29 protein-coding genes are annotated in these 26,181 nt (G+C 73.2%); 13 read left to right on the top strand and 16 right to left on the bottom strand.

Features of this window, described 5'->3' with window-relative positions:
* Positions 1 to 23: 23 nt before the first annotated feature.
* Positions 24 to 893, bottom strand: a complete 870-nt coding sequence (gene rpsB / locus ACOKGD_RS06480) for a 30S ribosomal protein S2 (RefSeq protein WP_342334986.1) — start codon at positions 891 to 893, stop codon at positions 24 to 26.
* A gap of 341 nt (positions 894 to 1,234) precedes the next feature.
* Between rpsB and ACOKGD_RS06475 the strand changes: the two genes are divergently transcribed.
* A complete protein-coding gene (locus tag ACOKGD_RS06475; RefSeq protein ID WP_342334988.1) occupies positions 1,235 to 1,756 on the top strand; it encodes a murein hydrolase activator EnvC family protein in 522 nt (173 codons plus the stop codon).
* 4 nt (positions 1,757 to 1,760) lie between these two features.
* Here the strand turns inward: ACOKGD_RS06475 and ACOKGD_RS06470 are convergent, their stop codons facing one another.
* Positions 1,761 to 2,663 (bottom strand): tyrosine recombinase XerC, encoded by a 903-nt coding sequence (locus tag ACOKGD_RS06470; RefSeq protein ID WP_342334989.1) that lies wholly within the window; start codon positions 2,661 to 2,663, stop codon positions 1,761 to 1,763.
* A gap of 245 nt (positions 2,664 to 2,908) precedes the next feature.
* On the opposite strand from ACOKGD_RS06470, the gene ACOKGD_RS06465 reads away from it, so the two are divergent.
* Positions 2,909 to 4,243, top strand: a complete 1,335-nt coding sequence (locus ACOKGD_RS06465; RefSeq protein ID WP_342334990.1) for an alpha/beta fold hydrolase — start codon at positions 2,909 to 2,911, stop codon at positions 4,241 to 4,243.
* Positions 4,244 to 4,287: 44 nt separating this feature from the next.
* Here the strand turns inward: ACOKGD_RS06465 and dprA are convergent, their stop codons facing one another.
* The 8 genes from dprA to ACOKGD_RS06425 all read right to left on the bottom strand — a co-directional run bounded on the left by dprA (position 4,288) and on the right by ACOKGD_RS06425 (position 10,495).
* Positions 4,288 to 5,505, bottom strand: coding sequence for a DNA-processing protein DprA (gene dprA, locus ACOKGD_RS06460; RefSeq protein WP_342334991.1), 1,218 nt, complete (start codon positions 5,503 to 5,505; stop codon positions 4,288 to 4,290).
* A complete protein-coding gene (locus ACOKGD_RS06455; RefSeq protein WP_342334992.1) occupies positions 5,502 to 7,025 on the bottom strand; it encodes a YifB family Mg chelatase-like AAA ATPase in 1,524 nt (507 codons plus the stop codon). The genes dprA and ACOKGD_RS06455 overlap by 4 nt, the downstream gene beginning before the upstream one ends.
* Positions 7,022 to 7,384 (bottom strand): YraN family protein, encoded by a 363-nt coding sequence (locus ACOKGD_RS06450; protein ID WP_342334993.1) that lies wholly within the window; start codon positions 7,382 to 7,384, stop codon positions 7,022 to 7,024. Before ACOKGD_RS06450 ends, ACOKGD_RS06455 begins: the two co-directional genes overlap by 4 nt.
* Positions 7,385 to 7,504: 120 nt before the next feature.
* Positions 7,505 to 7,831, bottom strand: coding sequence for a DUF2469 domain-containing protein (locus ACOKGD_RS06445; protein WP_342334995.1), 327 nt, complete (start codon positions 7,829 to 7,831; stop codon positions 7,505 to 7,507).
* A gap of 54 nt (positions 7,832 to 7,885) precedes the next feature.
* Complete coding sequence (locus ACOKGD_RS06440; RefSeq protein ID WP_342334997.1) at positions 7,886 to 8,545, bottom strand: ribonuclease HII; 660 nt, start codon at positions 8,543 to 8,545, stop codon at positions 7,886 to 7,888.
* Entirely contained in the window at positions 8,545 to 9,330 is a 786-nt protein-coding gene (gene lepB / locus ACOKGD_RS06435; protein ID WP_342334998.1) for a signal peptidase I, read from the bottom strand. Before lepB ends, ACOKGD_RS06440 begins: the two co-directional genes overlap by 1 nt.
* A 181-nt stretch (positions 9,331 to 9,511) precedes the next feature.
* Positions 9,512 to 9,856, bottom strand: coding sequence for a 50S ribosomal protein L19 (gene rplS / locus ACOKGD_RS06430; RefSeq protein WP_342334999.1), 345 nt, complete (start codon positions 9,854 to 9,856; stop codon positions 9,512 to 9,514).
* A gap of 216 nt (positions 9,857 to 10,072) precedes the next feature.
* On the bottom strand, positions 10,073 to 10,495 hold the full coding sequence (locus ACOKGD_RS06425; RefSeq protein ID WP_342335000.1) for an MFS transporter permease: 423 nt from the start codon (positions 10,493 to 10,495) through the stop codon (positions 10,073 to 10,075).
* A gap of 98 nt (positions 10,496 to 10,593) precedes the next feature.
* Here ACOKGD_RS06425 and map point away from each other — a divergent pair, with 98 nt between their 5' ends.
* The 6 genes from map (at position 10,594) to ACOKGD_RS06395 (ending at position 17,400) form a co-directional block, all read left to right on the top strand.
* Positions 10,594 to 11,376 (top strand): type I methionyl aminopeptidase, encoded by a 783-nt coding sequence (map, locus tag ACOKGD_RS06420; protein WP_342335001.1) that lies wholly within the window; start codon positions 10,594 to 10,596, stop codon positions 11,374 to 11,376.
* Between the two features lie 117 nt (positions 11,377 to 11,493).
* Positions 11,494 to 14,121, top strand: a complete 2,628-nt coding sequence (nirB, locus tag ACOKGD_RS06415; protein ID WP_342335002.1) for a nitrite reductase large subunit NirB — start codon at positions 11,494 to 11,496, stop codon at positions 14,119 to 14,121.
* On the top strand, positions 14,118 to 14,597 hold the full coding sequence (locus ACOKGD_RS06410; RefSeq protein WP_342335003.1) for a nitrite reductase (NAD(P)H) small subunit: 480 nt from the start codon (positions 14,118 to 14,120) through the stop codon (positions 14,595 to 14,597). The genes nirB and ACOKGD_RS06410 overlap by 4 nt, the downstream gene beginning before the upstream one ends.
* Positions 14,598 to 14,649: 52 nt before the next feature.
* Positions 14,650 to 15,441 (top strand): uroporphyrinogen-III C-methyltransferase, encoded by a 792-nt coding sequence (gene cobA, locus ACOKGD_RS06405; protein WP_421355100.1) that lies wholly within the window; start codon positions 14,650 to 14,652, stop codon positions 15,439 to 15,441.
* A gap of 61 nt (positions 15,442 to 15,502) precedes the next feature.
* Positions 15,503 to 16,666, top strand: coding sequence for a uroporphyrinogen-III synthase (locus ACOKGD_RS06400; protein ID WP_342335005.1), 1,164 nt, complete (start codon positions 15,503 to 15,505; stop codon positions 16,664 to 16,666).
* A complete protein-coding gene (locus ACOKGD_RS06395) occupies positions 16,663 to 17,400 on the top strand; it encodes a sirohydrochlorin chelatase (RefSeq protein ID WP_342335006.1) in 738 nt (245 codons plus the stop codon). Before ACOKGD_RS06400 ends, ACOKGD_RS06395 begins: the two co-directional genes overlap by 4 nt.
* Here ACOKGD_RS06395 and moaA read toward each other — a convergent pair.
* The 4 genes from moaA to modA form a co-directional block, all read right to left on the bottom strand.
* On the bottom strand, positions 17,397 to 18,464 hold the full coding sequence (gene moaA, locus ACOKGD_RS06390) for a GTP 3',8-cyclase MoaA (RefSeq protein ID WP_342335007.1): 1,068 nt from the start codon (positions 18,462 to 18,464) through the stop codon (positions 17,397 to 17,399). The two genes, ACOKGD_RS06395 and moaA, sit on opposite strands and share 4 nt — an antisense overlap.
* Before the next feature lie 60 nt (positions 18,465 to 18,524).
* Complete coding sequence (locus tag ACOKGD_RS06385; protein WP_342335008.1) at positions 18,525 to 19,697, bottom strand: sulfate/molybdate ABC transporter ATP-binding protein; 1,173 nt, start codon at positions 19,695 to 19,697, stop codon at positions 18,525 to 18,527.
* Entirely contained in the window at positions 19,694 to 20,524 is an 831-nt protein-coding gene (locus ACOKGD_RS06380; RefSeq protein WP_342335009.1) for an ABC transporter permease, read from the bottom strand. Before ACOKGD_RS06380 ends, ACOKGD_RS06385 begins: the two co-directional genes overlap by 4 nt.
* 96 nt (positions 20,525 to 20,620) lie before the next feature.
* Entirely contained in the window at positions 20,621 to 21,370 is a 750-nt protein-coding gene (modA, locus tag ACOKGD_RS06375) for a molybdate ABC transporter substrate-binding protein (RefSeq protein ID WP_342335010.1), read from the bottom strand.
* Between the two features lie 80 nt (positions 21,371 to 21,450).
* Between modA and ACOKGD_RS06370 the strand changes: the two genes are divergently transcribed.
* The 5 genes from ACOKGD_RS06370 to ACOKGD_RS06350 are packed head-to-tail and all read left to right on the top strand — an operon-like array spanning position 21,451 to position 24,821.
* The gene (locus tag ACOKGD_RS06370) at positions 21,451 to 22,587 is read left to right on the top strand and encodes a ThiF family adenylyltransferase (protein WP_342335011.1); all 1,137 of its coding nucleotides are present in this window, start codon (positions 21,451 to 21,453) and stop codon (positions 22,585 to 22,587) included.
* Complete coding sequence (gene glp, locus ACOKGD_RS06365; RefSeq protein ID WP_342335012.1) at positions 22,584 to 23,816, top strand: molybdopterin molybdotransferase MoeA; 1,233 nt, start codon at positions 22,584 to 22,586, stop codon at positions 23,814 to 23,816. Before ACOKGD_RS06370 ends, glp begins: the two co-directional genes overlap by 4 nt.
* Positions 23,813 to 24,325: a cyclic pyranopterin monophosphate synthase MoaC gene (gene moaC, locus ACOKGD_RS06360; RefSeq protein ID WP_342335013.1), complete on the top strand. Its 513-nt coding sequence runs from the start codon at positions 23,813 to 23,815 to the stop codon at positions 24,323 to 24,325. The genes glp and moaC overlap by 4 nt, the downstream gene beginning before the upstream one ends.
* Positions 24,322 to 24,591 (top strand): DUF6457 domain-containing protein, encoded by a 270-nt coding sequence (locus ACOKGD_RS06355; RefSeq protein ID WP_342335015.1) that lies wholly within the window; start codon positions 24,322 to 24,324, stop codon positions 24,589 to 24,591. The genes moaC and ACOKGD_RS06355 overlap by 4 nt, the downstream gene beginning before the upstream one ends.
* Positions 24,588 to 24,821, top strand: coding sequence for a MoaD/ThiS family protein (locus ACOKGD_RS06350; protein ID WP_342335017.1), 234 nt, complete (start codon positions 24,588 to 24,590; stop codon positions 24,819 to 24,821). Before ACOKGD_RS06355 ends, ACOKGD_RS06350 begins: the two co-directional genes overlap by 4 nt.
* 4 nt (positions 24,822 to 24,825) lie before the next feature.
* Here the strand turns inward: ACOKGD_RS06350 and ACOKGD_RS06345 are convergent, their stop codons facing one another.
* Together ACOKGD_RS06345 and ACOKGD_RS06340 are read right to left on the bottom strand one after the other, a co-directional pair.
* Positions 24,826 to 25,608 (bottom strand): NAD(P)H-binding protein, encoded by a 783-nt coding sequence (locus ACOKGD_RS06345; protein ID WP_342335018.1) that lies wholly within the window; start codon positions 25,606 to 25,608, stop codon positions 24,826 to 24,828.
* Between the two features lie 127 nt (positions 25,609 to 25,735).
* Positions 25,736 to 26,164 carry a molybdenum cofactor biosynthesis protein MoaE gene (locus ACOKGD_RS06340; RefSeq protein WP_342335537.1) on the bottom strand — a complete coding sequence of 143 codons (429 nt, stop codon included), beginning with the start codon at positions 26,162 to 26,164 and terminating at the stop codon, positions 25,736 to 25,738.
* Between the last annotated feature and the right edge of the window lie 17 nt (positions 26,165 to 26,181).

Below are 26,181 nucleotides of genomic sequence, written 5' to 3'. Positions count from 1 at the left end.
GGATCCGATCGGATCCAGGCGACTTACTTCTCGGTGGACTCGGTGGCCTCTGCGGCCTCGGCGGGAGCCTCGACCTCAGCGGCGGCGTCGGCCTCGACGGGCGCCTCAGCGGCGACCTCGGCCTCGGCGGGGGCCTCGGCGGCCGGGACCTCGAGGAGCTCCTGCTCCCACTCGGCCAGCGGCTCGGCGTCGCCCTCGGGGTTGTGCTTCTGCTGCAGGCCCTCGGCGGCGGCGTCGGCGATGATGCGCGTCAGCAGGCCGACCGAGCGGATGGCGTCGTCGTTGCCCGGGATCGGGTACTGGAGGTCGTCGGGGTCGACGTTGGTGTCCAGGATGCCGATGACGGGGATGCCGAGCTTCTTGGCCTCGTCGATGGCGAGGTGCTCGCGCTTGGCGTCGACGACCCACAGGGCCGACGGGGTGCGCGTGAGGTTGCGGATGCCGCCGAGCGACTTGTGGAGCTTGTCCAGCTCGCGCTTCTTGAGCAGCAGCTCCTTCTTGGTGAAGCCGGTGCCGGCCGGGTCGTTGAAGTCGAGCTCCTCGAGCTCCTTCATGCGCGCGAGACGCTTCGACACGGTCTGGAAGTTGGTCAGCAGACCACCGAGCCAGCGCTCGTTGACGTAGGGCTGGCCGACGCGGGTCGCCTGCTCGGCGAGCACCTCCTGGGCCTGCTTCTTCGTGCCGACGAACAGCACGGTGCCGCCGCGGGCGACGGTCTCCTTGACGAAGTCGTAGGCCTTGTCGATGTAGCCCAGCGACTGCTGCAGGTCGATGATGTGGATGCCGGAGCGCTCCGTGAGGATGAAGCGCTTCACCTTCGGGTTCCAGCGTCGCGTCTGGTGACCGAAGTGGACGCCGCTGTCGAGCAGCTGGCGGATGGTGACCACAGCCATGGTCTCTCCTTTTTTCGGACAGGGCGGCTCAGCCGTCTCCTGCCATTGCGGTTGTTTCTTCGCGGATCGATGATCCGCAAGCCTGGTGCCCGGCGCACGTCCGCCCTCTGGGAGGGACCGATGGAAGTGGATGCCGCGACCGGAGGTCGCTGTGGGCACGCGGAGTCATCCCGATACACGGGATGCGTCTCTCAGTGTATCAGGGCGGGGCGCGTCCGAAGCGCCGTCGCGAGGGTCGCGGGCGCCGCCCTCTCTCGCCCCCAACGCGCATCCGGGCCGACTCGTCTCCCCGTCCGCCGCTCGCCGCGCCCAGTGCACACGCTCACCACGATGCTGGGGCGATGCGCCGCGTTCTCGTCCGCTCCCTCGGTGTCCTGCTGCTCGCCGGCGCGCTGCTCGCGGGCGGGGCGTCGACGGCCGCCGCGCCCGATCCGGAGCAGCGCATCGACACGGCCGAGCCCTGGGTGTGGCCGGTCCCTCACGGCATCCGCGTGGTCGCACCGTGGATCGCGCCGCCGCACGCCTACGGACCGGGCCACCGCGGGCTGGATGTCGCGGCGGAGGTCGGATCGGAGGCGCTCGCGCCCGCATCCGGCGTCGTCGCCTTCCGGGGCGACGTCGTGGATCGGCCGCTGCTGACCATCGATCACGGCGGCGGGCTCGTGAGCACGCTCGAGCCGGTCGAGTCCGATCTCTCCCCCGGCGATGCGGTCGCGCGCGGTCAGGTGGTGGGGCGCGTCGCCGTCGGCGGCCACGCGGCCGCCGGCTCGCTGCACCTCGGGGTGCGTCTGGACGGCGACTACGTCAACCCGATGCTGCTTCTGGGCGGGGTGCCGCGGGCGGTGCTGCTGCCCTGCTGCTGAGCGCCTACGCCCGGGGGTGCGCCAGCCGGTACGCCGCGGCGAGGCGCTCGGACGAGACGTGTGTGTAGATCTGCGTCGTGCCGAGGCTGGCGTGCCCCAGCAGCTCCTGCACCGCGCGCAGGTCGGCGCCGCCGTCGAGCAGGTGCGTGGCGGCCGAATGCCGGAGCGTGTGCGGCCCGACGGCGCTGGATCCGAGCGAGGGGCCGACCTCGCGGGTGACGAGGTCGTAGACCGCCCGCGGCCCGATCCGCGCGCCGCGGGCGCCGAGGAACAGGCCGGGCCCCGGCTCGGCCGCCCGCACCGCGAGCGCCGGGCGGGCGCGGGTGAGGTACGCGCCGATCGCCCGCGCTGCGGGAGCGCCGAAGGGGACCACACGCTCCTTCGAGCCCTTGCCCATCACGCGCACGGTGCCGCGATCGAGGTCGACATCGTCGGCGTCGAGGCCGCACAGCTCGGAGACGCGGATGCCCGACCCGTAGAGGAGCTCGAGGATGGCATGGTCGCGCAGGGCCACCGGCTCGCCGTCGCGCGCCGCCTGCTCGAGCCGGTCGAGCACGTCGCGGAGAGTGTCGGCCGTGGCCACGTGCGGCAGCGTGCGGCCCCGCTTCGGGGACACCAGGCGCAGGCTCGGATCGGCCGCGATCAGGTCCTCCTCGTGGGCCCAGCGGAAGAACGTGCGGGCCGAGGAGGTCCGGCGGGCGATGGTCGCCCGCTCGTCACCGCGCTGGGTGGACTTCCAGAGCCACTCGCGCAGGTGCTCGATGTCGACCTCGCGCAGCTCGATGTCACCGGCCGCCTCGACGAGCCCCCTGAGGTCGGTCCGGTAGGCGCGCACGGTCGCGGGCGACAGTCGCCGCACCTTCTCGAGGTGGACGGCGAACGCCTCGACCGCGCGCGACAGCTCCATCCCCTCAGCTTCCCGCGTCGGCCGTCCGGAAGCGCCTCGACCCGCCGCCCGTGTCGCCGCCGGGCCCGTCCGGAGACGACTCTCCGCACCCGTGCGGTGCAGCGCCCGATGACGCGGAAGGATGCGCCACAGAACCTCGACTTTTATCAGGGCGGTTGATATTCCTCGCACACGGTGCCAAGGTCGGATCGGCCGGTCAAGGATGGCCGGGTCCCACAACGACGTCGTTGACACAGGGAGAGACAATGCCGACCACTCATCGGATCAGGAACGCCGCGATCGCATCCGCGCTCGCCATCGGGCTGGCCTTCTCTGCATCGCCCGCCGCGGCAGACGAGGGCGAGCGCGTCCTCGAGGGCACGCTGACGGACAGCACGCCGTACCGCTTCGTCATCCCCGACGACTGGAACGGCACGGTGTTCGTCGACATGGACTTCGCGGCGCGGCCGGTCGGCGATGCCGAGCAGGCCCTCATCAGCCGCGGCGCGGCATATGGCGGCACCACCCGGAACGTCACGGGATGGAACATCGGCGGAGCGATCGCGAACCAGCTCGAGGCCCTCGACGCGTTCACCGCCGCGATGGGCGAGCCGGAGCAGGCGATCACGATGGGCAGCTCGATGGGCGGTTTCGTCGCCGCGGCGACGGGCGAGCTGCACCCCGATCGCATCGACGGCGTGCTCGCCGCGTGCGGCGGGCTATCCGGCACCGTCTCGCAGTGGAATCAGAAGCTCGACACGGTGTTCGTGCTGTCCGAGCTGCTGGATCCCGAGGGCTCATTGCCCGTTGTGGACATTCCCGCGGACGTTCCCGGGGCGCAGCAGGCGTGGATCCGCCACCTCACCGCCGCCCAGGCGACCCCCGAGGGTCGCGCCCGCATCGCCCTCGCCGCCGCGATCGGCCAGCTGCCCGCTTGGTCGCAGACGATCGCCGATCCCTCTCCGCGCGAGACCGACACCTACCAGCAGGCCTGGTTCGGTGCGCTCGCCGGCGATCCGCTGCCCTACATCGGGCAGGCGATGAGCAGCCGACGCACCAGCACGCTGCTGTTCGGCGGCCTCCCCTCATGGAACACCGGGATCGACTACGCCACGCAGCTGCGCAAGGCCTCTCCCGAGGCCCGCCGCGTCGTCGCCGACCTGTACGAGCGCGCCGGGCTCAGTCTCGATGCCGACCTGGCGACGGTCAACGCCGCTGAGCGCTTCCGCGCCGATCCCGAGGCCGTCGAGCGCTTCGCGGCGACGTACGAGTTCACGGGCGAGATCTCCGTGCCGACGGTCACGCTCAACAATGTCGGCGACCAGATCTCCACGGTCGCCCAGCAGAGCGCCTACGAGCAGCGAGTGAAGAAGGCCGGCAATGCCTCGCTGCTGCGCCAGACCTACGTCGCCTCCGCCGGACACTGCAACTTCACCGCGGCGGAGACCGTCGCCGCCGCCGAGCTCCTGCTCGAGCGCCTGGAGACGGGCCACTGGGGCGGGGGCGCGTCGGTCGATCAGCTGAACCGGGCCGCGGCAGCGCTGGATCTCGGCGAGGCGCGCTTCATCCGCTTCAACCCGGACCGCTTCAACCGGGGCTGAGGCGGCAGGAACCCGCCCAGCCCCGCGGGGCGGGCCGACGTCCGTCACCCGCCCCGCGCGAGGCGCCAGCCGTCGCTCGAGGAGTCGACCCGTCCGTCCAGGGCCAGCAGCCCCAGCTGCGCCTGCACCTCGCCGAGCGAGAGCCCGGACCGGCGGGCGATGTCGTCGAGCGTGCGCCAGGCCCGGACGCCCAGCGCATCGAGCACGCGCATGGCGTCGGGATGCGGCCGATCCTCGCCGGCGGGTGGACCCCCGGCAGCCGCACCGGCGGCGTCCCACTCGCCGAGGAGTTCGAGCACGTCGGCCCCACGGGTGATGCAGGTCGCGTCGAACTCGCGCAGCAGACGGTGAGAGCCCTCGGACGTCGAGCTGGTGACGGGGCCGGGAACCGCGCCGAGCGGGCGCCCGAGGGCGGCGGCATGCCCCGCCGTGTTCAACGAGCCGCTGCGCCATCCCGCCTCGACCACCACGGTCGCACCGCTCACCGCCGCGATGAGCCGATTGCGCTGGAGGAACCGCCACCGGGTCGGCGTGCCGCCCGGCGCGACCTCGCTCACGACGGCTCCGCGCTCGGCGATCCGCTGGAAGAGGTTCGCGTGAGCGGCGGGGTACACCCGATCCGCGCCGCCCGCGACGAAGGCCACCGTGAGCCCTCCGGCGCCGAGGGTGGCGCGGTGCGCGGCGCCGTCGACGCCGTAGGCGCCGCCCGAGACGACCGCGACGCCCGCCTCGACCAGCTCGGAGGCCAGCGTGCCCGCGACGTGCTCGCCGTAGGGCGTCGCGGCTCGCGCGCCCACGAGGGCCGCGGAGCGCCCGAGCCCGGCCAGCGCCTCGGGGTCGCCGCGCACCCAGAGGCACAGGGGTGCGTGCGGACCGAGGTCGGCGAGGCGGTCCGGCCACCCGGCGGCCTCCGGCGCCTGCAGGGACAGCCCGGCGCGCGCCGCGGCACGGGCGACCTCGGCGATCATCGGCGCCTCGAGGCGCGGCCGCCACCGCCGCACCATGTCGGCGAGTTCCCGCGCGGAGAGCGCCCCGGTCTCGGGCGTCGGGTGCCCGCCGAGGTGATCCTCGACCAGGCGCAGCGCCCCGGCCGCGCCGCACTCGGCGACCAGGGCCCCGGCGCTGCCCTCCCCCGGCTCGGACAGGACGCCCCACACGAGACGCGCCGCGCGCACCTCGGGATCCGCGATCGGCGACACCAGGCGCTCGGCGGCCGCGCGCAGGGTCGGGTCATCCAGCACGCTCCGACTCGGGACGGTCATGCGGTCACTCCCTTCTTCAGGAACAGCGCCTGGCCGATGTCGGCCGAGGACGGGACATCGCGGCCCGACAGGTCGGCCAGCGTCCACGCGATGCGGAGGATCCGGTCGTAGCCGCGCAGCGTGATCGCGCCGCGCTGCAGCGCGTTCTCGAGCACGCGCTTCGTCTCCGCCGCGATCGGCCGCGGCCCCTGCCGCAGCCAGGCCCCGGGGACGTCGGCGTTCACCCGCCATGGGGTGTCGCGCAGCCGCACGGCCGCACGCTCGCGGGCCGCCGCCACCCGCTCACGCGCCTGCGCGGTGCTGACCGCGGGCGCGTCGTCACCGTGCGAGGAGGCGACCCGGTGGAGGCGGAGATCGATGTCCATCCGGTCCAGGAGGGGCCCCGAGAGGCGGGCCAGGTAGCGGCGCACCACGCTCGGGGCGCAGATGCACGTGCCTCCGCGCACGCCGTATTCGCCGCACGGGCAGGGATTCGTCGCGAGGACGAGCTGGAACCGCGCCGGGAACTCGGCCCGGAACCCCGCGCGGTGGATCTCGATGCGGCCCTGCTCGAGCGGCTGGCGCAGCGAATCGAGCACCCCGCCGGGCGCCTCAGCGGCCTCGTCGATGAAGAGGACTCCGCGGGAGGCGCGGGCGATGGCGCCGGGCCGCGCCGCCCGCGATCCGCCTCCGACGAGGGCGGCGACGGAGGTGGAGTGATGCGGCGCCTCGAACGGCGGCGTGCGGTCGAGGGCGACGACCGGCGCTCCCGCCAGGGATCGCAGCGAGGCCACCTCGAGCGCCGCGTCGTCATCGAGCGGCGGCAGGATCCCGGGCAGGCGGCGCGCGAGCATCGTCTTGCCCGCGCCCGGAGGACCTGACATCAGCAGGTGATGCCCACCCGCCGCGGCGACGATGAGCGCCTCGACGGCGCCGTGCTGCCCGACGATCTCGCTCAGATCGAGCCGCTCCGGGGTGGGGGCGATCAGCGCCTCGCCCGGCACGGGATCCTGATCCGGCACCTCGATGTCGGCGCCGTGCCAGCGGGCGACCTCGGCGAGGCAGACCGCCCCGAGCACGTCGACGCCCGGCACCAGCCGGGCCTCGGCGAGGTTGGCGTGGGGCACGACGAAGCGCTCGAAGCCGCGGCTCGCCGCCGCGTGGACGGCCGGCAGCACACCGGGCACCGGCCGGAGCCTGCCGTCGAGGCCGAGCTCGCCGATGTGCACGGTGCGGGCGAGGGAGTCGGCGCTGACGAACCCGTCGATCGCCAGCGACGCGACGGCGATCGCCAGGTCGAACGCCGTGCCCTGCTTGGGCAGGCCTGCGGGCGAGAGATTCACCGTGACGCGCCGGTCGGGCAGCCGCATCTCGCTGTTCTCGCACGCGTTCAGCACACGTCGTTGCGCCTCGGCGAGGGCCTTATCGCCCAGGCCGATGATCTTGAACTCGGGCTTCTGCGCCGTGACGTCGGCCTCGACCTCGACCAGCTCGCCGCGCAGCCCCGTGAGTGCCACCGCCCAGGTGCGCGCGACTCTCACCGAAGGCCCTCGAGGTGCTCGAGCGCTCCGGTGCGCGGGTCCCGGCCGATGATGGCGATCGCGTCGACCCCGACCCGTCGCCGTCGCACCGACTCCGGGTGGGCCGCCGCCCACGCCAGGGCGACGTTCCACATCCGCGACAGCTTGCGGTCGTCGATCGCCGAGAGCGGGTGCCCGTACGCCAGGCTGGTGCGCGTCTTCACCTCGACCGCGGCGATCCTGCCGTCGCGCGCGGCGACGATGTCGATCTCACCGGCGGGGCACCGCCAGTTGCGCTCGAGGATCTCGTAGCCGCGCTGCCTCAGGTACGCGGTCGCGCGCTCTTCACCCGCTCGTCCCAGGTCGTCTTTGCGTGCCATGCTCCGAGCTTGGGAGCCCGGAGCCGGCGGGAACCGCGCTCAGCCGTCAGATGGGGACAACCGCGCCGGATCAGCGCCTGTGGACGAGAGCCGCCCCCGCGCATGCGTCGAGGGGATCGCTCACTTTCCGTCGAGCGACAGGTCCTCGGGCAGCTGGAAGTCGCGACGGGAGAGCTCCTCGACGTTGACGTCCTTGAACGTCAGGACCCGGACCGACTTCACGAAGCGGTCGGCGCGGTAGATGTCCCAGACCCACACGTCGGTCATGGTGAGCTCGAAGTAGAAGTCGTGCTCGGTGTCGTGACGGACCACGCTGACGTCGTTGGCGAGGTAGAAACGCCGCTCCGTCTCGATCACGTACTGGAACTGGCCCACCACGTCGCGGTATTCGCGGTAGAGCGCCAGCTCGAGCTCACGGTCGTAGTCGTCGAACACCTCGTCATCCATGGTGCCTCCATCCTATGACCGCGCGGAGGGCTCGCCGTCCCCGCGTCGTCGGCGTCAGAACAGCGTGGGCGCGTCGGCGATCGCCCACGACTGCCGGTGGTGCGAGCTGAGCCCGATGTCGCGGATCGCGGCGCGGTGAGCCGCGCTCGCGTACCCCTTGTTGCTGTGCCAGTCGTACGCGGGGTGGTCGTCGTGCAGCGTGACCATGTGCGCGTCGCGGGCGACCTTGGCGATGACCGAGGCGGCGGAGGCCGACGCGCAGTCGCGGTCGGCCTTGATCACCGGGCGCACGGTCAGGCGCGAGGCCGCGACGGGGTTGATGTAGTCGTGGTTCCCGTCGAGCAGCACGATGCCCTCGGCGGGCGCGAAGCCCTGCTCCTCGAGCCCCGCCAGGGCCCGGACGGCCGCGAGGCCGAGGGCGCGGATGATGCCGATCTCGTCGATCTCGGCGGAGGACGCCCAGCCGACCGCGCTCGCGAGCACCCAGCCCGCCGCGCGGGTGGCGACGTCGGCCCGCCGGGCCTCGGGCACGAGCTTGGAATCGCGAAGCCCCACCGGCACACGACGGCGTGCGGACGCCGCGTCGACGACCGACGCGCCGACGGCGACGGGCCCGGCGAGAGCACCGCGGCCGACCTCGTCGCAGGCGAACACCAGCGGCGTCTCGCGCAGCAGGCGACGCTCGAGCGAGAGCGTCGGGACGGCGACGGCCATCAGCCCACCGCCTCGTCCGGCTCGGGCACCCCCGCGAAGGCGTCGCGCTGTCCGTCGATCACGCCGAAGCGGTCGAACGGCCACGTGCGCAGGAACACCTTCCCCACCACGTTCTCGAGCGGAACGAACCCCTCGCCCGGCTGTTCGGTGTTGTAACGCGAGTCCTGCGAGTTGTTGCGGTTGTCGCCCATCACCCACAGGCGCCCCTCGGGCACCGTCACATCGAACGCCAGCTTCGAGGCCTCGGTGGATCCGGCCGGGAGCTTGATGAAGCCGAGTTCGTCGACGGGCACGCCGTTGATCGAGATCTGCCCCAGCGCGTTGCAGCAGACGATGTGATCGCCCGGCAGCCCGATGATGCGCTTGACGAGATGATCGTCCTGGTCCGTCATCGACAGCCCCACCAGGCCCATCAGCCAGTCGACACCCGCGGCGAACGGGGAGAGCTGCGGCTCCGGCGAGGGCGGCAGCCAGCCACCCGGATCGCGGAACACCACCACGTCGCCGTTCTCGTAGCCGGTCCACTTCGGAGTGAGCTCGTCGACCAGGATCCGGTCGTCGACGATCAGCGTGTCCTCCATGGACGCGGAGGGGATGAAGAAGGACCGGACGACGAACGACTTCACGAGGAACGAGACGAGCACGGCGATGACCACGATGACGAGCACATCGCGGAGGAAGGAGAGCCAGCCCCGCGCGCGGCGCGTGTCCGCATCGGCCCGCTCTGCCTCACGTCGACTCCGACGGTAGAGAGGGGCCGCGGACTCGGGGGGATCGGTGCTCATGGGTTCCTTCGACGCGTGCGCGCCGGTCCCGGAGCGCTCATCCCAGGGTGACATATCCGCGCCCGGGCGTCCCCAGCGGCGTGCCGGTGACGAAGCGATCTGCAGGCGTTCCGAAGCTGCCGGGAATGAGAGAACCCCGCGATCCGAAAGGATCGCGGGGTTCGCTCGAAGAGGCGCTGGCTCAGCCGCGCTTCTCCTTGATCTTCGCCTTCTTGCCGCGCAGGTTGCGCAGGTAGTAGAGCTTGGCGCGACGGACGTCACCGCGGGTGACGACCTCGATGTGGTCGATGACCGGCGAGTGCACCGGGAAGATGCGCTCGACGCCGACCTGGAAGCTGATCTTGCGGACCGTGAAGGTCTCGCGGACGCCGTCGCCCTGGCGGCCGATGACGACACCCTGGAACACCTGGATGCGCGAACGCGAACCCTCGATGATGTTCACGTGGACCTTGACGGTGTCACCGGGGCCGAAGGCCGGGATGTCGGTGCGCAGCGAGGCCGCGTCGACGTTGTCGAGAAGGTGCATCTCTATGTCACTTCCTGCGGCCGCCACAGGCCGACCGCTTTCGCATGAAAAGTAGGGTTCTCGTGTCGTGAGGTCGTGAGACCCTCGGCTCCCCTGCGGCAGAGCGGCGAAGCGAGATCAGCGACAGCTGAACCGGCCACGGCACAAGGATCCATCATGCCACAGCGTCAGGCGGCGGCCAAACCAGGCGCGACCGCGGCAGAGCGGATCAGCGGATCAGCGGTGCTCGTTGACGACGATGACGCCGGTCGACGGGGTCTTCAGCGCAGCCGTGGTCTCGCGCCAGAGCTGCCACACCTGCAGCCAGAAGACGCCGAGGGCGCCGACGATCGCCAGCGCGAGCGTCAGCCCGAACCACGACTGGTTGAACAGCCCGACCATGATCGTGAGGACGTGCCAGACCGTGAAGCCCGCCACGTCGAGCCACGACACCTGGCCCGTGCGGCGGACCGACGGGCGGGAGCGGTTCAGCAGCGTGAGCAGCGACTGCACCACGAACACCGACGGCAGCGCGACGAACAGCACCCACAGGAACGCCCACCCGCCCGCGTCCGAGATGCCCCAGCCGATCAGCAGCCACAGCGGCAGCGCGAAAGCGGCCGGCCACAGCCAGCGGGAGAAGATGCGTCGTAGCGCCATACCGCGATCGTAAGCCGCGCACGTCGCGCCGCCAGGTGCTCCATAGGGAAGACACAGCCCCTGATCGGCGACAATGGAACACGAGTGAGAGGACTCCCATGATCGAACTGCGCACCCCGGCCGAGATCGAGCAGATGCGGCCCGTCGGCCGGTTCGTCGCCGAGACCCTCGCGACCCTGCGCGACGACACGAAGGTCGGCACCAATCTGCTGGCGATCGATCGCCGCGCCCACGAGATGATCCGCAAGGCGGGCGCCGAGTCCTGCTACATCGACTACCACCCCTCGTTCGGTGCCAGCCCGTTCGGCAAGGTCATCTGCACCTCGGTGAACGATGCGGTGCTCCACGGTCTCCCCCACGACTACGTCCTGCGCGACGGCGACCTCGTGACCCTCGACTTCGCGGTGTCGCTGAACGGCTGGGTCGCCGACTCGGCGGTCTCGTTCGTGGTGGGAACCGCCCGCGACGAGGACCTCGCCCTCATCGACACCACCGAGCGCGCTCTGGACGCGGCCATCGCGGCCGCGCAGGCGGGTGGCAAGACGGGCGACATCTCGGCCGCGATCGCGGGCGTCGCCCTCGCCGAGGGCCTGAAGATCAACACCGACTTCGGCGGCCACGGCGTCGGGCGCGAGATGCACGGCGACCCGCACATCGCCAACAACGGCCGCGCCGGCCGCGGGTACCCCCTCAAGCCCGGCCTCGTGGTCGCCATCGAGCCGTGGTTCCTCCAGACCACCGACGAGCTCATCACCGACCCGGACGGGTGGACCCTGCGCAGCGCCGACGGCTCGCGCGGCGCGCACTCGGAGCACACGGTCGCGATCACCGCGGACGGCCCGATCATCCTGACCGACAGGTCGTTCCTCGGCGTCAAGTGACGCGGAGCTGGACATCGACGCCCTCACACCCCCGGTCCCGGGGATGTGAGGGTTTCGTTCGTTCGGGGTAATCGAACGCCGCGAGGGGATGAAACACGTCGTTTCTAGCCTCGAGCCATGACCACCCCGCTCGAATCCCCCCGTCGCATCGTCGTCGTCGGCGCCGGCATGGTCGCGCACCGCTTCGTCGAGAGCCTGCTCAGCCGCACCGACGAGTCCGCAGAGGGCGACGCGGCGCCCTCGCCCCGCCTGAGCGTCACGCTGCTCGGCGAGGAGGGCCGCATGCCCTACGACCGCGTGGGGCTCACCGGCTTCTTCGCGGGCTCCTCGGCCGACGAGCTCACCCTGGAGCGGACGCCCGTGGGCGACGAGCGCGTGACCTTCCTGGCCAACGATCCGGTGCGCTGGATCGACCGCGCGGCCAAGACGGTCACGACCCGCTCCCGGCGCGCGATCCCGTACGACACCCTCGTGCTCGCGACCGGTTCGTATGCCGCTCGGCCCCCGGTCGACGGCGCCGAGCTTCCCGGCACGTTCGTGTACCGCACGCTGGATGACGTCGTCGCGCTCCGCGAGTTCGTGACGGCCCGGGCTGCCGAGCTCGGCCGCCCCCTCGTCGGCACGGTGATCGGCGGCGGCCTGCTCGGCCTCGAAGCCGCGGGAGCGCTGCAGGGCCTCGACGTGCAGGCGACGGTCGTGCAGTCGTCCGACCGGCTGATGTCGGCGCAGCTCGATCTCGCCGGCGGCACAACGCTCCGGCGACTCATCGAGAGCCGCGGCATCTCGGTGCGCACCGACAGCCGGACGACCCGCATCGACCAGGACCGGTCGGGCAGCGTGTTCGGCCTGGAGTTCCGGGACGGCGGCTACGAGAAGACCGACGTGGTCGTCTTCACGGTGGGAGTGCGGCCCCGCGACGAGCTCGGCCGCGAGGCGGGCCTGACGCTCGGGCCCTACGGCGGCGTCGAGATCGACGAGGGCTGCGCCACCAGCGATCCCGCGATCCTCGCGATCGGCGAGGTTGCCTCCTTCCAGGGGCGCACCGTGGGCCTCGTCGCCCCCGGCTACGCCATGGCCGAGGTCGCCGCCGATCGCCTGCTCGGGGGGCGGGCGTCCTTCCCCGGCTACGACGACTCCACCAAGCTCAAGCTGTCGGGCGTGGACGTCGCGAGCTTCGGCGACGCGTTCGCCACGACCCCCGGGGCACTCGACGTCGTCTACGCCGATCCGGTGTCGGGCGTCTACAAGAAGCTGGTGCTCTCCGACGACGCGAAGACGCTGCTCGGCGGCATCCTCGTCGGCGACGCGTCGGCGTACGGCTCGCTGCGGCCGCTGGTGGGCAGCGCGCTGGGCGCCGACCCCGCGGCATACCTGATGCCGGCCGACGGCGTCGAGGCCCCCACCGGGGATCTGCCGGACGCGGCGATCGTCTGCTCGTGCTCGAACGTGACGGCGGGCCGGATCCGCGGCGCCGTCCACGAGGACGGCTGCACCGACGCCACCGCGGTCAAGGCCTGCACCAAGGCCGGTGCCACCTGCGGGTCGTGCTTCGCGATGGTCAAGAAGATCGTCGGCAAGGAGCTCGCATCCCTCGGCCAGACCGTCTCGAACGCGCTGTGCGAGCACTTCGACATGACCCGTCGCCAGCTCTTCGACGCGGTCCGCGTCTCGGAGCTGACGCAGTTCAGCGCCATCATCGAGCGCTTCGGCCGCGGCCGCGGCTGCGACGTCTGCAAGCCGACGATCGCGAGCATCCTCGCGAGCCTGACCGGCGGACACGTCCTGGAGGGCGAGAACGCCGCTCTCCAGGACACCAACGACCACGTCATGGCGAACATGCAGAAGGACGGCACCTACTCGGTGGTCCCCCGCATGCCCGGCGGCGAGGTGACGCCCGAGGGCCTGATCGCGGTCGGGCAGATCGCCAAGGACTTCGGGCTGTACACGAAGATCACCGGCGGCCAGCGCGTGGACATGTTCGGCGCCCGCCTCGAGCAGCTGCCGCTCATCTGGCAGCGCCTGGTCGACGAGGGGTTCGAGTCGGGGCACGCCTACGGCAAGTCCCTGCGCACGGTGAAGTCCTGCGTCGGATCGACCTGGTGCCGATACGGCGTGCAGGACTCGGTCGGCATGGCGGTCCGCCTCGAGCTGCGCTATCGCGGCATCCGCTCGCCCCACAAGTTCAAGCTCGGCGTCTCGGGCTGCGCGCGCGAGTGCGCGGAGGCCCGCGGCAAGGACGTCGGCGTCATCGCCACCGAGAACGGCTGGAACATGTACGTCGGCGGCAATGGCGGCTTCACGCCCCGCCACGCCGATCTGCTGGCCGAGGGCCTCTCGGACGACGAGCTGATCACCGCCATCGACCGCTTCTTCGTCTACTACATCCGCACGGCCGACCGCCTGCAGCGCACCGCTCCCTGGGTGGCGGAGCTCGAGGGCGGCATCGAGGAGCTGCGCCGGGTCATCTTCGAGGACAGCCTCGGGATCGGCGCCGACCTCGACGCGCAGATGGCGCTTCTCGTGGAGAACTACGAGGACGAGTGGGCGGCGACCCTGCGCGACCCCGAGAAGCTCAAGCGCTTCGCGTCGTTCGTGAACGCTCCCGACACCCCGGACCCCTCGCTCGCCTTCGTCGAGGAGCGCGGCCAGGTGCGCCCCGCCACAGCCTCGGAGCGCGAGGCCTACGCGGCGGGCGCCGCCGGGGCCGTCCTGATCGCTGGAACCACCCTGGAGGTGCGCCGATGACCATCATCGAGGAGACCGCGACGACCGACCCCGCGACGACGCTGGGCCAGGCGAGCGGGTGGGTGCGTGTGTGCTCCCTGGGGGATCTCGAGGTCGAGCGGGGCCGCGCCGCGCTGCTCGGCGACGTCCAGATCGCGCTGTTCCTGCTGGCCGACGGCTCGGTGCGGGCCGTGTCGAACTACGACCCCTACGGGCGCGCGAACGTGCTGTCCCGCGGCATCGTCGGCACCAAATCTCTGGGAAACGCGAAATCTGCGGGAAATATGGACGCGACGTCCGGAAACACGGGGCTGTCAGACTCCGAGCACCGGGAGCCGCGTGAGGACGTGCCCACGATCGCCTCACCCCTGCACAAGCAGGCGTGGGATCTCCGCACCGGGATGGTGGTGGAGACACAGGGCAAGGACGCGCTCGACATCCCGGTCTGGCCGGTCGCGGTGCGCGACGGCGAGGTGCTGATCCGCTTCCCGAAGTGACGACTCAACGGCAAGACAGAACGGCAGGAGAGGTCGAGCGACGATGACCACGATGCGAAAGGCGTCCCTCCCGGGCCGCGACGTGCCCGGAACCCTGGGCCGGGTCGCCATCGTCGGGGGCGGCCCCGGCCCCTCCGACCTCATGACCGTCCGCGCCCACCGCCTCCTGTTCGCCGCCGACGTGGTGATCGCCGACCGCCTCGGCCCCGTCGACGTGCTCGACGAGCTCGACCCGCGCGTCGAGGTGATCGACGTCGGCAAGCGCCCGGGGCATCATCCCGTCCCCCAGCACGAGATCAACGCGCTGCTCGTCGCCCACGCGAAGGCCGGCCGCCGAGTGGTGCGCCTGAAGGGCGGCGATCCGTTCGTGTTCGGCCGCGGCGGCGAGGAGGTCACCGCGTGCCTGGAGGCCGGGGTGCCGTTCGAGGTGGTGCCCGGACCGACTTCCGCCGTGTCCGTCCCCCAGGCCGCCGGCATCCCCGTCACCCATCGCGGGGTCTCGGGCGCCATGCACCTCGTCAACGGCCAGGCCGAGCTCGGGCCCGGCACCCTCGCGGCGCTCGCCGACGACACGGTGACGACGGTGATCCTCATGGGCGTCGCCGCCCTCGAGCGCATCGTCCGCGACGCGCTCGCCGCGGGGGCCCCGCCCACGCGTCCCGTCGCCATCGTCGAGAGCGGCCACACGCCGCGCCAGCGCACCACCCACACCACCCTGGCCCGCGCCGTCGCCGATGCGCGGGCCGCCCAGGTGATGAACCCGGCCGTCATCGTGATCGGCGAGGTCGCGCGCGCCGGACTGCTGCTTCCCGTCGCCTCCGCGTCGTCCGCGCTCGCCCTCTGAGCCGTCGTCCCCGCCCCGCTCGCCCCACCGTTCCACCCCGCTCCTCCCCGCATCGGACACCATGACCCACCTGCCCGACACCGTTCCCGACCTCGCCCCGGCCCCCCGCCTGCTCTCGACGGCGCTCGCCGGGTGCTCCATCCTCATCACGGTCGACCGCCGCTCCGGCGAGCTGACCGCGGCGCTCGAGCGCCACGGCGCGACCGTGCAGCAGGCGGCGGCGCTGACGATCGAATCGCACATCGACGACTCGACCCTCATCGAGCGCACCCGCGCGCTGATCGCCGACGCGCCCGACGTCGTCGTCGTCACCACCGGCGTGGGATTCCGCGGCTGGATCGAGGCGGCCGACGAGGCCGGGCTCGCCGACGAGCTCATCGAGACGTTCCGGCACGCCCAGATCGTCGCGCGCGGGCCGAAGGCGCGCGGCGCGATCCAGCAGGCCGGGCTCACCGCCGACTGGGTCGCCGAGTCGGAGACCGCGGCAGAGCTCGGCGAGTACCTCGTGGCCGAGGGGATCTCCGGTCGTCGCGTGGCCGTCCAGCACCACGGCTCGGGGGCCGACGGACTCGACGAGCTGTTCGCGGCGAACGGCGCCGAGGTCGTCAGCCTCACCGTCTACCGCTGGGGCCCGCCGCCGGACCCGGCCGTGGTGCGCCGGTCGGTGCGCGCTGCCGCCGCGGGCGAGTACGACGCGATCCTGTTCACCTCCGCGCCCGGGGCGGCCGAATGGCTCGCCGAGGCGCGCCGCGCCGACGCGATCGACGCGATCCGCGCCCGCGTCGCCGACCGCCGGACGCTGATGGTCGCCGTGGGCCCGATCACCGCGGAGCCCCTCGCCGCGGCCGAGATCGACGTGCTCATCGCCGAACGCGGCCGCCTCGGATCGCTCGTCCGCGCCGTCGTGTCGTACTTCGGCGGCGGACGCGCCCCCTCGCACCTCACCTCGGCGGGGCCGATCGAGCTGCGCAGCGGCGGTGCCGTGCTGGCGGGCCGGGTGATCTCGCTCTCCCCCACCGGCATCGACGTGCTCGCCACGCTGTTCCGCGCCGGAGGAGGCGTCGTCTCGCGCGCCGATCTCCAGGCCGTCCTGCCGCGCTCGGGCCAGAGCCCGCACGCGGTCGAGATGGCGATCGCGCGCCTTCGCGAGGCCCTCGGTGTGCCGGAGGTGATCAAGACCGTCGTCAAGCGCGGGTACCGTCTGAACGTGGAGGATCCCTCATGAGGGTCGCCCTCCGCGACCGGATCGACCGAGGGAGCGACGTGACCGAGCCGACCCCCACTCTCATCGCGTGCTCGCACGGCACCCGCTTCGAAGAGGGCCGCGAGGAGATCCGCGCCCTCGTCGAGCAGGTGCGGGCCGTGCTGCCCGGTGTGCCGGTGGCCCAGGCGTTCGTCGACGTCGAGGAGCCGTCCATCGACGACGTCGTCGCGTCCGTCGAGGGGCCGGCCGTCATCGTCCCGCTGCTGCTCTCGGCCGGCTTCCACACGGGCATCGACATCGCCCGCGCCGCCCGCACGCGCGACGACGTCGTCGCCGCGGCCCCGCTCGGCCCGCACCCGCTCCTCGCGCTCACGCTGCTCGAGCGCCTGCAGGCCGCAGGGCTCCGCGCCGGCGACCACGTGGTGCTGGCCGCCGCCGGGTCGTCGCGCCCCGAGGCCGCGGTGCACGTCGAGCAGATGCGCGATCTTCTGGCCCCGCTGCTCTCGCAGCCCGTCACGGTCGGCTACGCCGCCGGGGCGGATCCGCGGATCGCCGCGGCCGTCACCGCGGCGAGGGACGCCGGGGCGCAGCGGGTGGTCTCGTCGAGCTACGTGCTGGCGCCCGGGTTCTTCTCGAACGAGGTCCTCGCCGCCGGCGCCGACGTCACGACCGCGCCGCTCGGCGCGGACGAGCGCGTCGCACGGGTCATCGCCGAGCGCTACCAGACCGGCCTCGAGGCCCTCGCGGCGCGCTAGCCGCCGATGGCGTTCATGCCGCGGCGGGGCTGCAGGAACGACGGATCGTCGATCGCGTGGCCCGGCAGCTTCCGGTGGATGCAGGCGCGCATCATGGCGTCGAGATCCTGATCCATCCGGTCCGCGTCCCCGCGGAGGATCGGCAGCAGGTCGAACTCGGTCGTGGAGAACAGGCAGTTGCGCAGCTGCCCGTCGGCGGTGAGCCGCAGGCGATCGCACGCGCCGCAGAAGGGCGCCGTGACCGACGCGATCACGCCGACGCGATGCGGTCCGTCGTCGAGGATCCACGTCTCGGCCGGGGCGCCGCCACGACCGGGGACGGGGGTGAGCTCCCACCGCGCGGAGAGCGTCTCGAGGATCTCCTCGCGCGTGACCATGCGCTCGCGCGACCACGTGTGGCCGGCATCGAGCGGCATCTGCTCGATGAACCGCAGCTGCGCGCCATGGGCGACGGCGAACTCGACCAGGTCGACCAGCTCGTCCTCGTTGACATCGCGCATGGCCACCGTGTTGAGCTTCAGCGGCGTCAGGCCCGACTCGGCGGCGGCCGCGATGCCGTCGAGCACGTCGGCGAGCCGGTCGCGGCGCGTGAGCTCGTGGAACCGCTCGGGGCGCAGCGTGTCGAGCGAGATGTTCAGCCGTGACAGGCCGGCGTCGATCAGGGCGGGGAGCTTGTCGCGCAGCGTGATGCCGTTGGTGGTCATCGCGACCTGCACCGGGCCGTCGGGGCTCTCGAGGCGCGCGAGCCGGCGGACCACCTCGGTGAGATCGGTGCGCAGCAGCGGCTCACCGCCCGTGAGCCGGAAGGTGGTGATGCCCGCGGCGGCCGCGAGCCGGGCGATCCGCTCGATCTCGTCGAGGGTGAGGATGCTCGTCTTCGCGAGCCACTCGTTGCCCTGCTCGGGCATGCAGTAGGTGCAGCGCAGCGAGCAGCGGTCGGTGAGCGAGACGCGCAGGTCCCGGTGCACACGACCGAAGGTGTCGACGAGGGGGCCGGAGACGGGAGCGGCGCCCTCGATCGGCGCGCCCGGGCGCAGTCCGATGGCCACCGGCACGGCGGTCATGAGCGCAGCCCTCGCAACATCCATCCAGACTACGTGCGCGGGCCCTCACAGCGGGCCGGATCAGCTTGTGGGCGCCGCCAGGATCCGCACGTCCGCCCCGCTCACCGACAGCCGGACGGGGTCGCCCGGCGCGAGCGCGAGCGCGGCCAGCTGCGCGGCGGGCACCTCGGCCACAACGTCCGGCCGGGTGGTGTGCACCCGCGCGCCGCCCGGCGTCGGCTCGAGGCGCTCCACCCGTGCGAGCCACTCGCCCGGGGCGTGACCCTCGTCGCGTGCGATGCGGATCGCGCCCGTCCAGGTCGGCTCGCCGGCCGGGGCGAGCCGGACGTCGGCGGGCCGGAAGACGGCGACCAGGGCACCGCGGTCGGCGGTGCCCGGCGGCAGCGGCGCGTCCAGTCGGAGGTCGCCGTCCACGCCGGCGGCCGTCCACGCCCCGTCGACGGCGGCGCCGGGCACGCGGTTGAGGCCGGCCACGGCGGCGACGAAGCGCGTGGCGGGCGACTCGAGCACCTGCCGGACCGCACCACGCTGGGTCACCCGGCCGGCCTCCACCACCACGACGTGGCGCGCGAGGGCCGCGGCATCGAACGCGTCATGGGTCACCACGAGCGCGGTCGTGCGCGTGGCGCTGAGCTGGTCGTGCAGCACGGCGCGCGTCTCCGCGGCGGTCTCGGCATCGAGCCCGGTGAGCGGTTCGTCCAGCAGCAGCAGGCGCGGCGAGACGGCGAGGGCGCGCGCCAGCGCGACCCGCTGCTGCTGCCCGCCCGAGAGCTCGCGCGGGCGATGGGCACCGGATCCTGACAGCCCCACCCGCCACAGCCACTCGTCGGCCACCTGGCGCGCGCGGGCCTTCGTGTGCCCCCGCACGGCGAGTCCGAACGCGATGTTGTCGCGCACGGACAGGTGCGGGAACAGCAGGGCGTCCTGTCCCAGCATGACGACGCCGCGCGCCTGCGGCGTCGGGTGTCGGCGGCGGGTGATGGTCGTGCCGTCGGCCAGCCGGATCTCCCCCGCGGCGAGGCGGACCGATCCGGCGATCGCGGCGAGCAGCGTCGACTTGCCGGCGCCGCTGGGCCCCATGATCGCCGTGACCTCGCCCTGCGGCACCGTGAGCCGGGCCTCGAGGCGGAAGGCGCCCCGGTCGACGGCGAGGTCAGCGGTGAGCGCGACGCCCTCGTGCAGCGCCGGGGCGATGCGCTCCGGCGCGCGCGCGGCCCCGTCTCGCGCGCTCATCGCACGCTCCCCGGTCGCCACGCGCGCACCAGCAGCAGCACGGCGACCGCCGTCACCAGCAGCAGCAGCGAGAGGGCGACGGCGGGGCCCTGGCCGACTCCGGTGCCGTTGAAAGCGGTGTAGATCGCCAGCGGCATCGTCTGCGTGACCCCGGGGTTGTTCCCGGCGAACAGCGCGGTCGCGCCGAACTCGCCGATGGCGCGCGCGAAGCAGAGCACCAGGCCCGCGACGAGCCCGGGGCCCGCGAGGGGCAGCGTGATGCGCCAGAGCGTCGCCCAGCGGCCCGCGCCGAGGGCCGCGGCGGTGCGCTCGTACTCGACCCCGACCGAGCGGACCGAGCCCTCCACGGCGAGCACGAGGAACGGAAGCGCGACGAACACCTGCGCGATCACCACCGCAGCGGACGTGAACGGCAGAGCGACCCCGACGCCCGCGAGCCAGGCGCCCACCGGGCCGCTGCGCCCGAAGAGGAACAGCAGGGCGACGCCCCCGACCATCGGCGGGAGCACCAGCGGCACCGTCACGAGGACCCGCAGGATCGCCGCCAGCCACGGGCGTGATCGGGCGATGAGGATCGCCAGCGGCAGGCCCAGCACCAGGCAGATGACCGTGGCGATCAGCCCGGTCACGACCGAGAGGAGCAGGGCGCTGAGGGAGGCGGGGGACGTCACATCCGCCCAGATCGATCCCCATTCGGCGCGGGCGACCAGCCCTCCCAGCGGAACCACCAGCAGCGCGAGAGCCAGGACGGCGGGAAGCGCGAGGATGCGCGGCAGGTCGCCGGGCCCGGCGCCGTCGCCGCGTGCGCGGCGGCGCGTCTCACCCATGCTCTTCTGCTCTCTCGCGGCGCACGCTTCCGATCCTGCCTCGAAGGTGCCGCCGCGCGCATCCGCGCGCCGCGGGATCCTGCGCGTGTCGCCGGGTCAGGGGGCGCCGAAGCCGAAATCGGCGAGGATGCCCTGCCCCTCGTCGCCGAGCACGAAGGCGACGAATGCCGCGGCTGCCTCGGGATCGTCAGCTCCCCGGAGCGCGGCGATCGGGTAGCGGTTGACGACGTCGGCGACGCCCTCGGCCTCGACCTCCTCCACCCCGCCGCGCGCGATGTCCGTGCGGTACACAAGCCCCGCGTCCGCCTCGCCCGCCGCGACCTTCGCGAGCACGGCGCCGACGTTCTGCTCCTCGCTGGCCGGATCGACGACGATGCCGGCGGCCTCCAGGAGGTCGCGGCTGGAGGCCCCGCACGGCACCTCGGCCGCGCACAGCACCACGGTGGTCGCGGGATCGGCGAGATCGGCGAGCCCGTGGATGCCGGCGGGATTGCCGGGCGGCACGGCGATCGTGAGGGTGTTTGTCGCGAAGACGGCCGGCTCCGGGGCGCGTTCCCCCACGCGCGCCATCGTCGCCTCGTCGGCGCTCGCGAAGACGTCCGCGGGCGCCCCCTCCCCGATCTGCGTCGCCAGCACCTGCGACCCGTCGAGCACCAGGGGGCGCACATCGACCCCGGGGCGGGTCTCCTCGAACGCGGCCGCGATCTCCTCGAACGCCGGCCCGAGCGAGGCCGCGGCGTAGACGGTGAGCGACGTGCCACCCTCCCGTGCGGGCGCGCATCCCGCGGTCCCCGCGCACAGCGCGAGGGCCGCGGCCAGGGTCGCGGCCGCACGGATCGTTCGCATGCGTCGATCCTGACACGGGGGCGCGGCCCCTCCTCGTCAATCCCCGTGCCGGCGGCGGGGCACGGCCGTAGGCTGTGGGCATGTCGGCCCTCCCCCCGCTCGTCGAGCCCGTGTCCGCCCTCTCGGCGGCCGAACGGGAGCGCACAGCCCGCCACCACGTCCTCGCGCCACTCGGGGAGCTCGGCCAGCGCCGGCTCGCCGCCGCGCACGTGGCGATCGTGGGCGCCGGCGGCCTCGGCTCGCCCGTCGTCCTCGCCCTCGCGGCCGCGGGCGTGGGCACCCTCACCGTCATCGACGACGACGTCGTCGAGCTGTCCAACCTGCAGCGTCAGGTGATGCACCGCGTCTCGGACCTCGGTGCCCCCAAGGCCTCGAGCGCGGCCCGCGCCGCCGGCGAGCTGGCCCCCGAGGTGCGGGTGCACGCCGTGCAGGAGCGCCTCACGCGCGAGAACACCGAGCGTCTGCTGGCGGGCGCCGACCTCGTGCTCGACGGCAGCGACACCTTCGACACCCGCGAGATGGTCGCCGCCGCGACCGAGGCGCTCGGGGTGCCGCTCGTGTGGGGCGTGGTGCAGGGCTTCGACGCCCAGGTCACCGTGTTCTGGTCGGCCCCGCCCGCGGGCGCCCCGGCGGTGCGCCTGTCCGATCTGTACCCGTCCGGCAGCGCCGGCGATGTGCCGACGTGCGCCGAGGCGGGCGTGCTGGGCTCGCTCTGCCTGCAGGTGGGCGCCCTGATGGCCACCCAGGCGGTGCACCTCATCGCCGGCATCGGCGAGCCGCTCCTCGGGACGGTGCTCGTCATCGACGGGCTGCGCGCCCGCCAGCACGAGGTTCCCCTGCGCGGACGGTCGAGTGATGCCCCGGCGCCCGCCGCGCCCGTACGCGAGAGATTCGGCGCGGCCGAGCTCGCGGCCGCGCTCGCGGGCCCCCGTCCTCCGCTTGTGATCGACGTGCGCGAGGATGACGAGGTCCGCGCCGGGATGATCCCCGGATCGCTGCACCTCGCCCTGGGCGAGCTGCGGTCGGATCCGGAGCGCGCGGTGGCTCTGCTGCGGGACACCGCCGAGGGACGGCCGCTCGCGCTCATCTGCAAGGGCGGTGTGCGCTCGTCCGAGGCCGCCGCGCTCCTCGCCCCACATGGGTGGGATGTCCGCTCGGTCGACGGCGGCATGCTCGCGTGGACCGGAGAGACCGTCGTCCCGGAGGGAGTCCGATGAGCGGGCTGCGCACCGTCGAGGAGCACCTCGCCGAGGTGCTCGCCACCGTCGTCGCGACGGATCCGATCACGCTGTCGCTGGCCGCCGCCGCGGGCCTGACCCTCACCGAGGACGTCCGGGCGCGCGTGGATGTGCCCGTCTTCGACAACTCGGCCATGGACGGTTTCGCCGTCCGGTACGCGGACGTCGCACAGGCGTCCGCCGAGGAGCCCGCCCGGCTGCGGGTCGTGGCCGACCTGCCCGCCGGGACGGGCGACGATCCCGCGCTCGCCCCCGGCGAGGCCGCGCGCATCATGACCGGGGCCCCGGTGCCGTCCGACGCCGATGCGATCGTGCCCTTCGAGGACACCGCCGGCGGGCTCGCCGATTCCCTCGGCGACATCGCCGTGCGGCGCGCCCCCAAGGCCCACGGCGCGCACATCCGACGCCGCGGAGAGGATCTGCGCGCCGGCGAGACCGTCATCCCCGCCGGCACCGAGCTTCGCGCGCTGCAGCTCTCGGCGGCCGCCGCGACCGGTGTCGACCGCGTGGTGGTCGCCCGGCCCCCGCGGGTGCTCGTCATCTCGACGGGGGACGAGCTCGTCGAGCCGGGCGCGACGCTGGCCCACGGCCAGATCCCCGAGTCGAACACCACCCTGCTCGCGGGGCTCGTGCGCGGCACGGGCTCCGAGCTGCTCCGCGCCACGTGCGTCTCGGACGACCCCGACGTCTTCCGGTCGCTGCTGTCCGACAACACCGGCGCCGACGTCGTGATCACCTCGGGCGGGGTGAGCGCCGGCGCCTACGAGGTGGTCCGCAAGGCGCTGGACAGCGACATCGACTTCACGAAGGTGGCGCTGCAGCCCGGCAAGCCCCAGGGCTTCGGCCGGCTGCCGAACGGCGCGCTGATGTTCGGCCTGCCCGGCAACCCCGTCAGCGTCGCCGTCTCGTTCGAGGCGTTCGTGCGGCCCGCTCTGCTCGCCATGCAGGGCCGCACCCAGCTGCAGCGCGACCGGATCCGGCTGCCCGCCTCGGTCGGCTGGCGGACTCCGCCGGACCGCCGGCAGTACGTGCCCGCGACGATCGACCGATCCGATCCGGCGCACTGGACCGTCCGCCCCGCCACCGCCGGCGGATCCGGCTCGCACCTGGCCGCGGGGCTCGCCGCCGCGGAGGCGTACGTGGTCGTGGACGCCGCGGTGGAGGCCGTCGCGGAGGGCGATCTCGTGGATGTCATGCTGATCTCATGAGCTTCACGCACCTCGACTCGTCCGGGCACGCGCGCATGGTCGACGTGACCGAGAAGCAGCCGACCGTGCGATCGGCGACGGCCCGCGGCTTCGTGGCGGTGGCCCCCGCGACGGTCGCGGCCCTGCGGGACGGAGCGGTGCCCAAGGGCGACGTGCTGGCCGTCGCGCGGATCGCGGGCATCCAGGGCGCCAAGCGATGCGCCGAGCTGCTGCCTCTCGCCCACGTCATCGGCGTGCACGGGGCGACCGTCGACCTCGTGATCGAAAACGCGGGCGTCGCGATCGAGGCCACGGTGCGCACCGCCGACCGCACCGGCGTCGAGATGGAGGCGCTCACCGCCGTCACGATCGCCGCGCTGGCCGTGGTCGACATGGTCAAGGGATCGGATCGCTCGGCGCGGATCGAGAACGCCCGCATCGTCGCCAAGAGCGGCGGCCGCAGCGGATCCTGGCAGAGAGAAGACGCCGACGGCGGCGCATCCAGCGACGAAGGAGCCGAGACCCCATGAGCACGCCCGATCGCACACTTCCCCCCGAGGCTCTCGACGAGTGGACGCGCGCCGCGGCCGAACGGCTCGGCCTCGACCCCGATCAGGTGCCCGTCTCGCTGATCCTCGACCTCGCTCGGGACGTCGCCCACGGCGTCGCGCGCCCCGCGGCACCGCTCACGGCGTTCCTCGCCGGGCTCGCCGCGGGCCGCGCCGGGGGCACCCCCGAGGCCATCGAGAACGCCGTGGCCGACGTCACCGATCTCGCGAAGTCGTGGTCGGCGTGACGCGCGTCCGCTACTTCGCCGCCGCCGGTGAGGCCGCGGGCCGCCCGGAGGAGGAGCGCTCCGAGGCGACCCTCGGCGAGCTCCGCGCCGCCCTGGCCTCGCAGTACCCGGGGCTCGGCGGCATCCTGCCGCGATGCGCGGTGCTCGTCGACGGCGAGCGGCGCGATGACGACGCCCCCCTGAGCGATGCGCGCCTGGTCGACGTGCTGCCGCCCTTCGCCGGCGGCTGATCCGTCACGCCGCGCTGAGCGCCCCGAGCACCGCGAGGTCGACGGCCTCGCCGAGCGTTGTGGGGCGGTGCCCCAGCATCTCGTTGAGCTCGGTCGACTCGGTGGCGAGCACGTCGCCGAGGGTGTCGTCCTCGTCACGGCGGAGGGCGATCGAGCGCTCCGAGACCCGGGAGAGCTCCCGTGCGTAGTCCTCGGCGGTGAACGGACGCCCGCCGAGCTCGTACACCCGCCCGGCGCGCGGGATCAGGATCGCCGCCGCCGCCGCATCGGCGTAGTCCCGGCGGTGTGCGGCCGACACCCGGCCGCTGCCGCCGACGACCTCGCCGCGCGCGATGTCGGCCGCGGCGCGCTCCATGTAGGTGTCGAGGTAGGCGCCGTTGCGCAGGATCGTCGCGGGGATCACCGAGCGCTCGAGCGCGAGCTCGGTGGCCCGGTGCTCCTCGACGAAGGGGTGGCCCGACTCCGCGCCGAGGGTGCTGGTGTACACCAGGCACCCCACCCACGCCCTCTCGGCCGCGGCCAGCACGTTGCGGTGCTGCGCGAGGCGTCGCCCGACCTCCGTGCCGGCGACCAGCAGCAGGCGCTCCACACCGCGGAAGGCGAGATCCAGCGAGGCGGGGTCGTTGTAATCGGCCTGGCGGACCGTGACGGCGCGGTCGCGGAAGCGCACGCCCTCCGGCGTGCGGGTGATCGCGACGATGTCAGTCGGCGAGACGCCGCGGGCGATGAGCGCGTCGATGGCGAAGGAGCCGAGTCGTCCTGAGGCTCCGGTGACGGCGATGGACATGTGATCCTCCGATCTGTCGGCTCTTCGTCGCTGAAAAGCCGATCTGTTTCGAGAATGCGCCCATCCGAGCCGCCCCTGTCCCCCGCAACCGCCGAAGAATGCGCGGTTCTTGCGCGGGGGGAAGGAATCAGCCGCCGAGGCCCTTCCACGCAGCGGTGCCGTCGGCCTCCAGCTGGCGCTTCCACACCGGCAGCTCGCGCTTGATGTCCTCGATGATGTCCCGGCAGGCCGCGAACGCCTCGCCGCGATGCGCGGCGGCGACCGCGATCACCACGGCGGCATCGCCCACCTCCAGCCGCCCGATGCGATGACTCACCGCGACGATCGCGCCGTGCGCCTCGGCGGCGCGCGCGGCGATGGCCGACAGGGCCGTCTGCGCGTCGGGGTGCGCCGTGTACTCGAGCGCCGTCACGGCACCCGCGGCATCGGGATCGTGGTCGCGCACCCGCCCGACGAAGGAGGTCTCGGCGCCCATCCGGGGGTCGTCGATGGCGTCCACGTGCTCGGCGAGCCGGATGGGCTCCTCCGAGATGCGCGCTATCCGCACGGCGGACACTGCGGCCGTCACCTCGA

This window comes from Microbacterium phosphatis (genome assembly GCF_049177115.1).
Classification (GTDB): domain Bacteria; phylum Actinomycetota; class Actinomycetes; order Actinomycetales; family Microbacteriaceae; genus Microbacterium; species Microbacterium phosphatis.
Note: the sequence above shows the minus strand (reverse complement) of the source record. Positions and strands in the feature narration are given on the sequence as shown.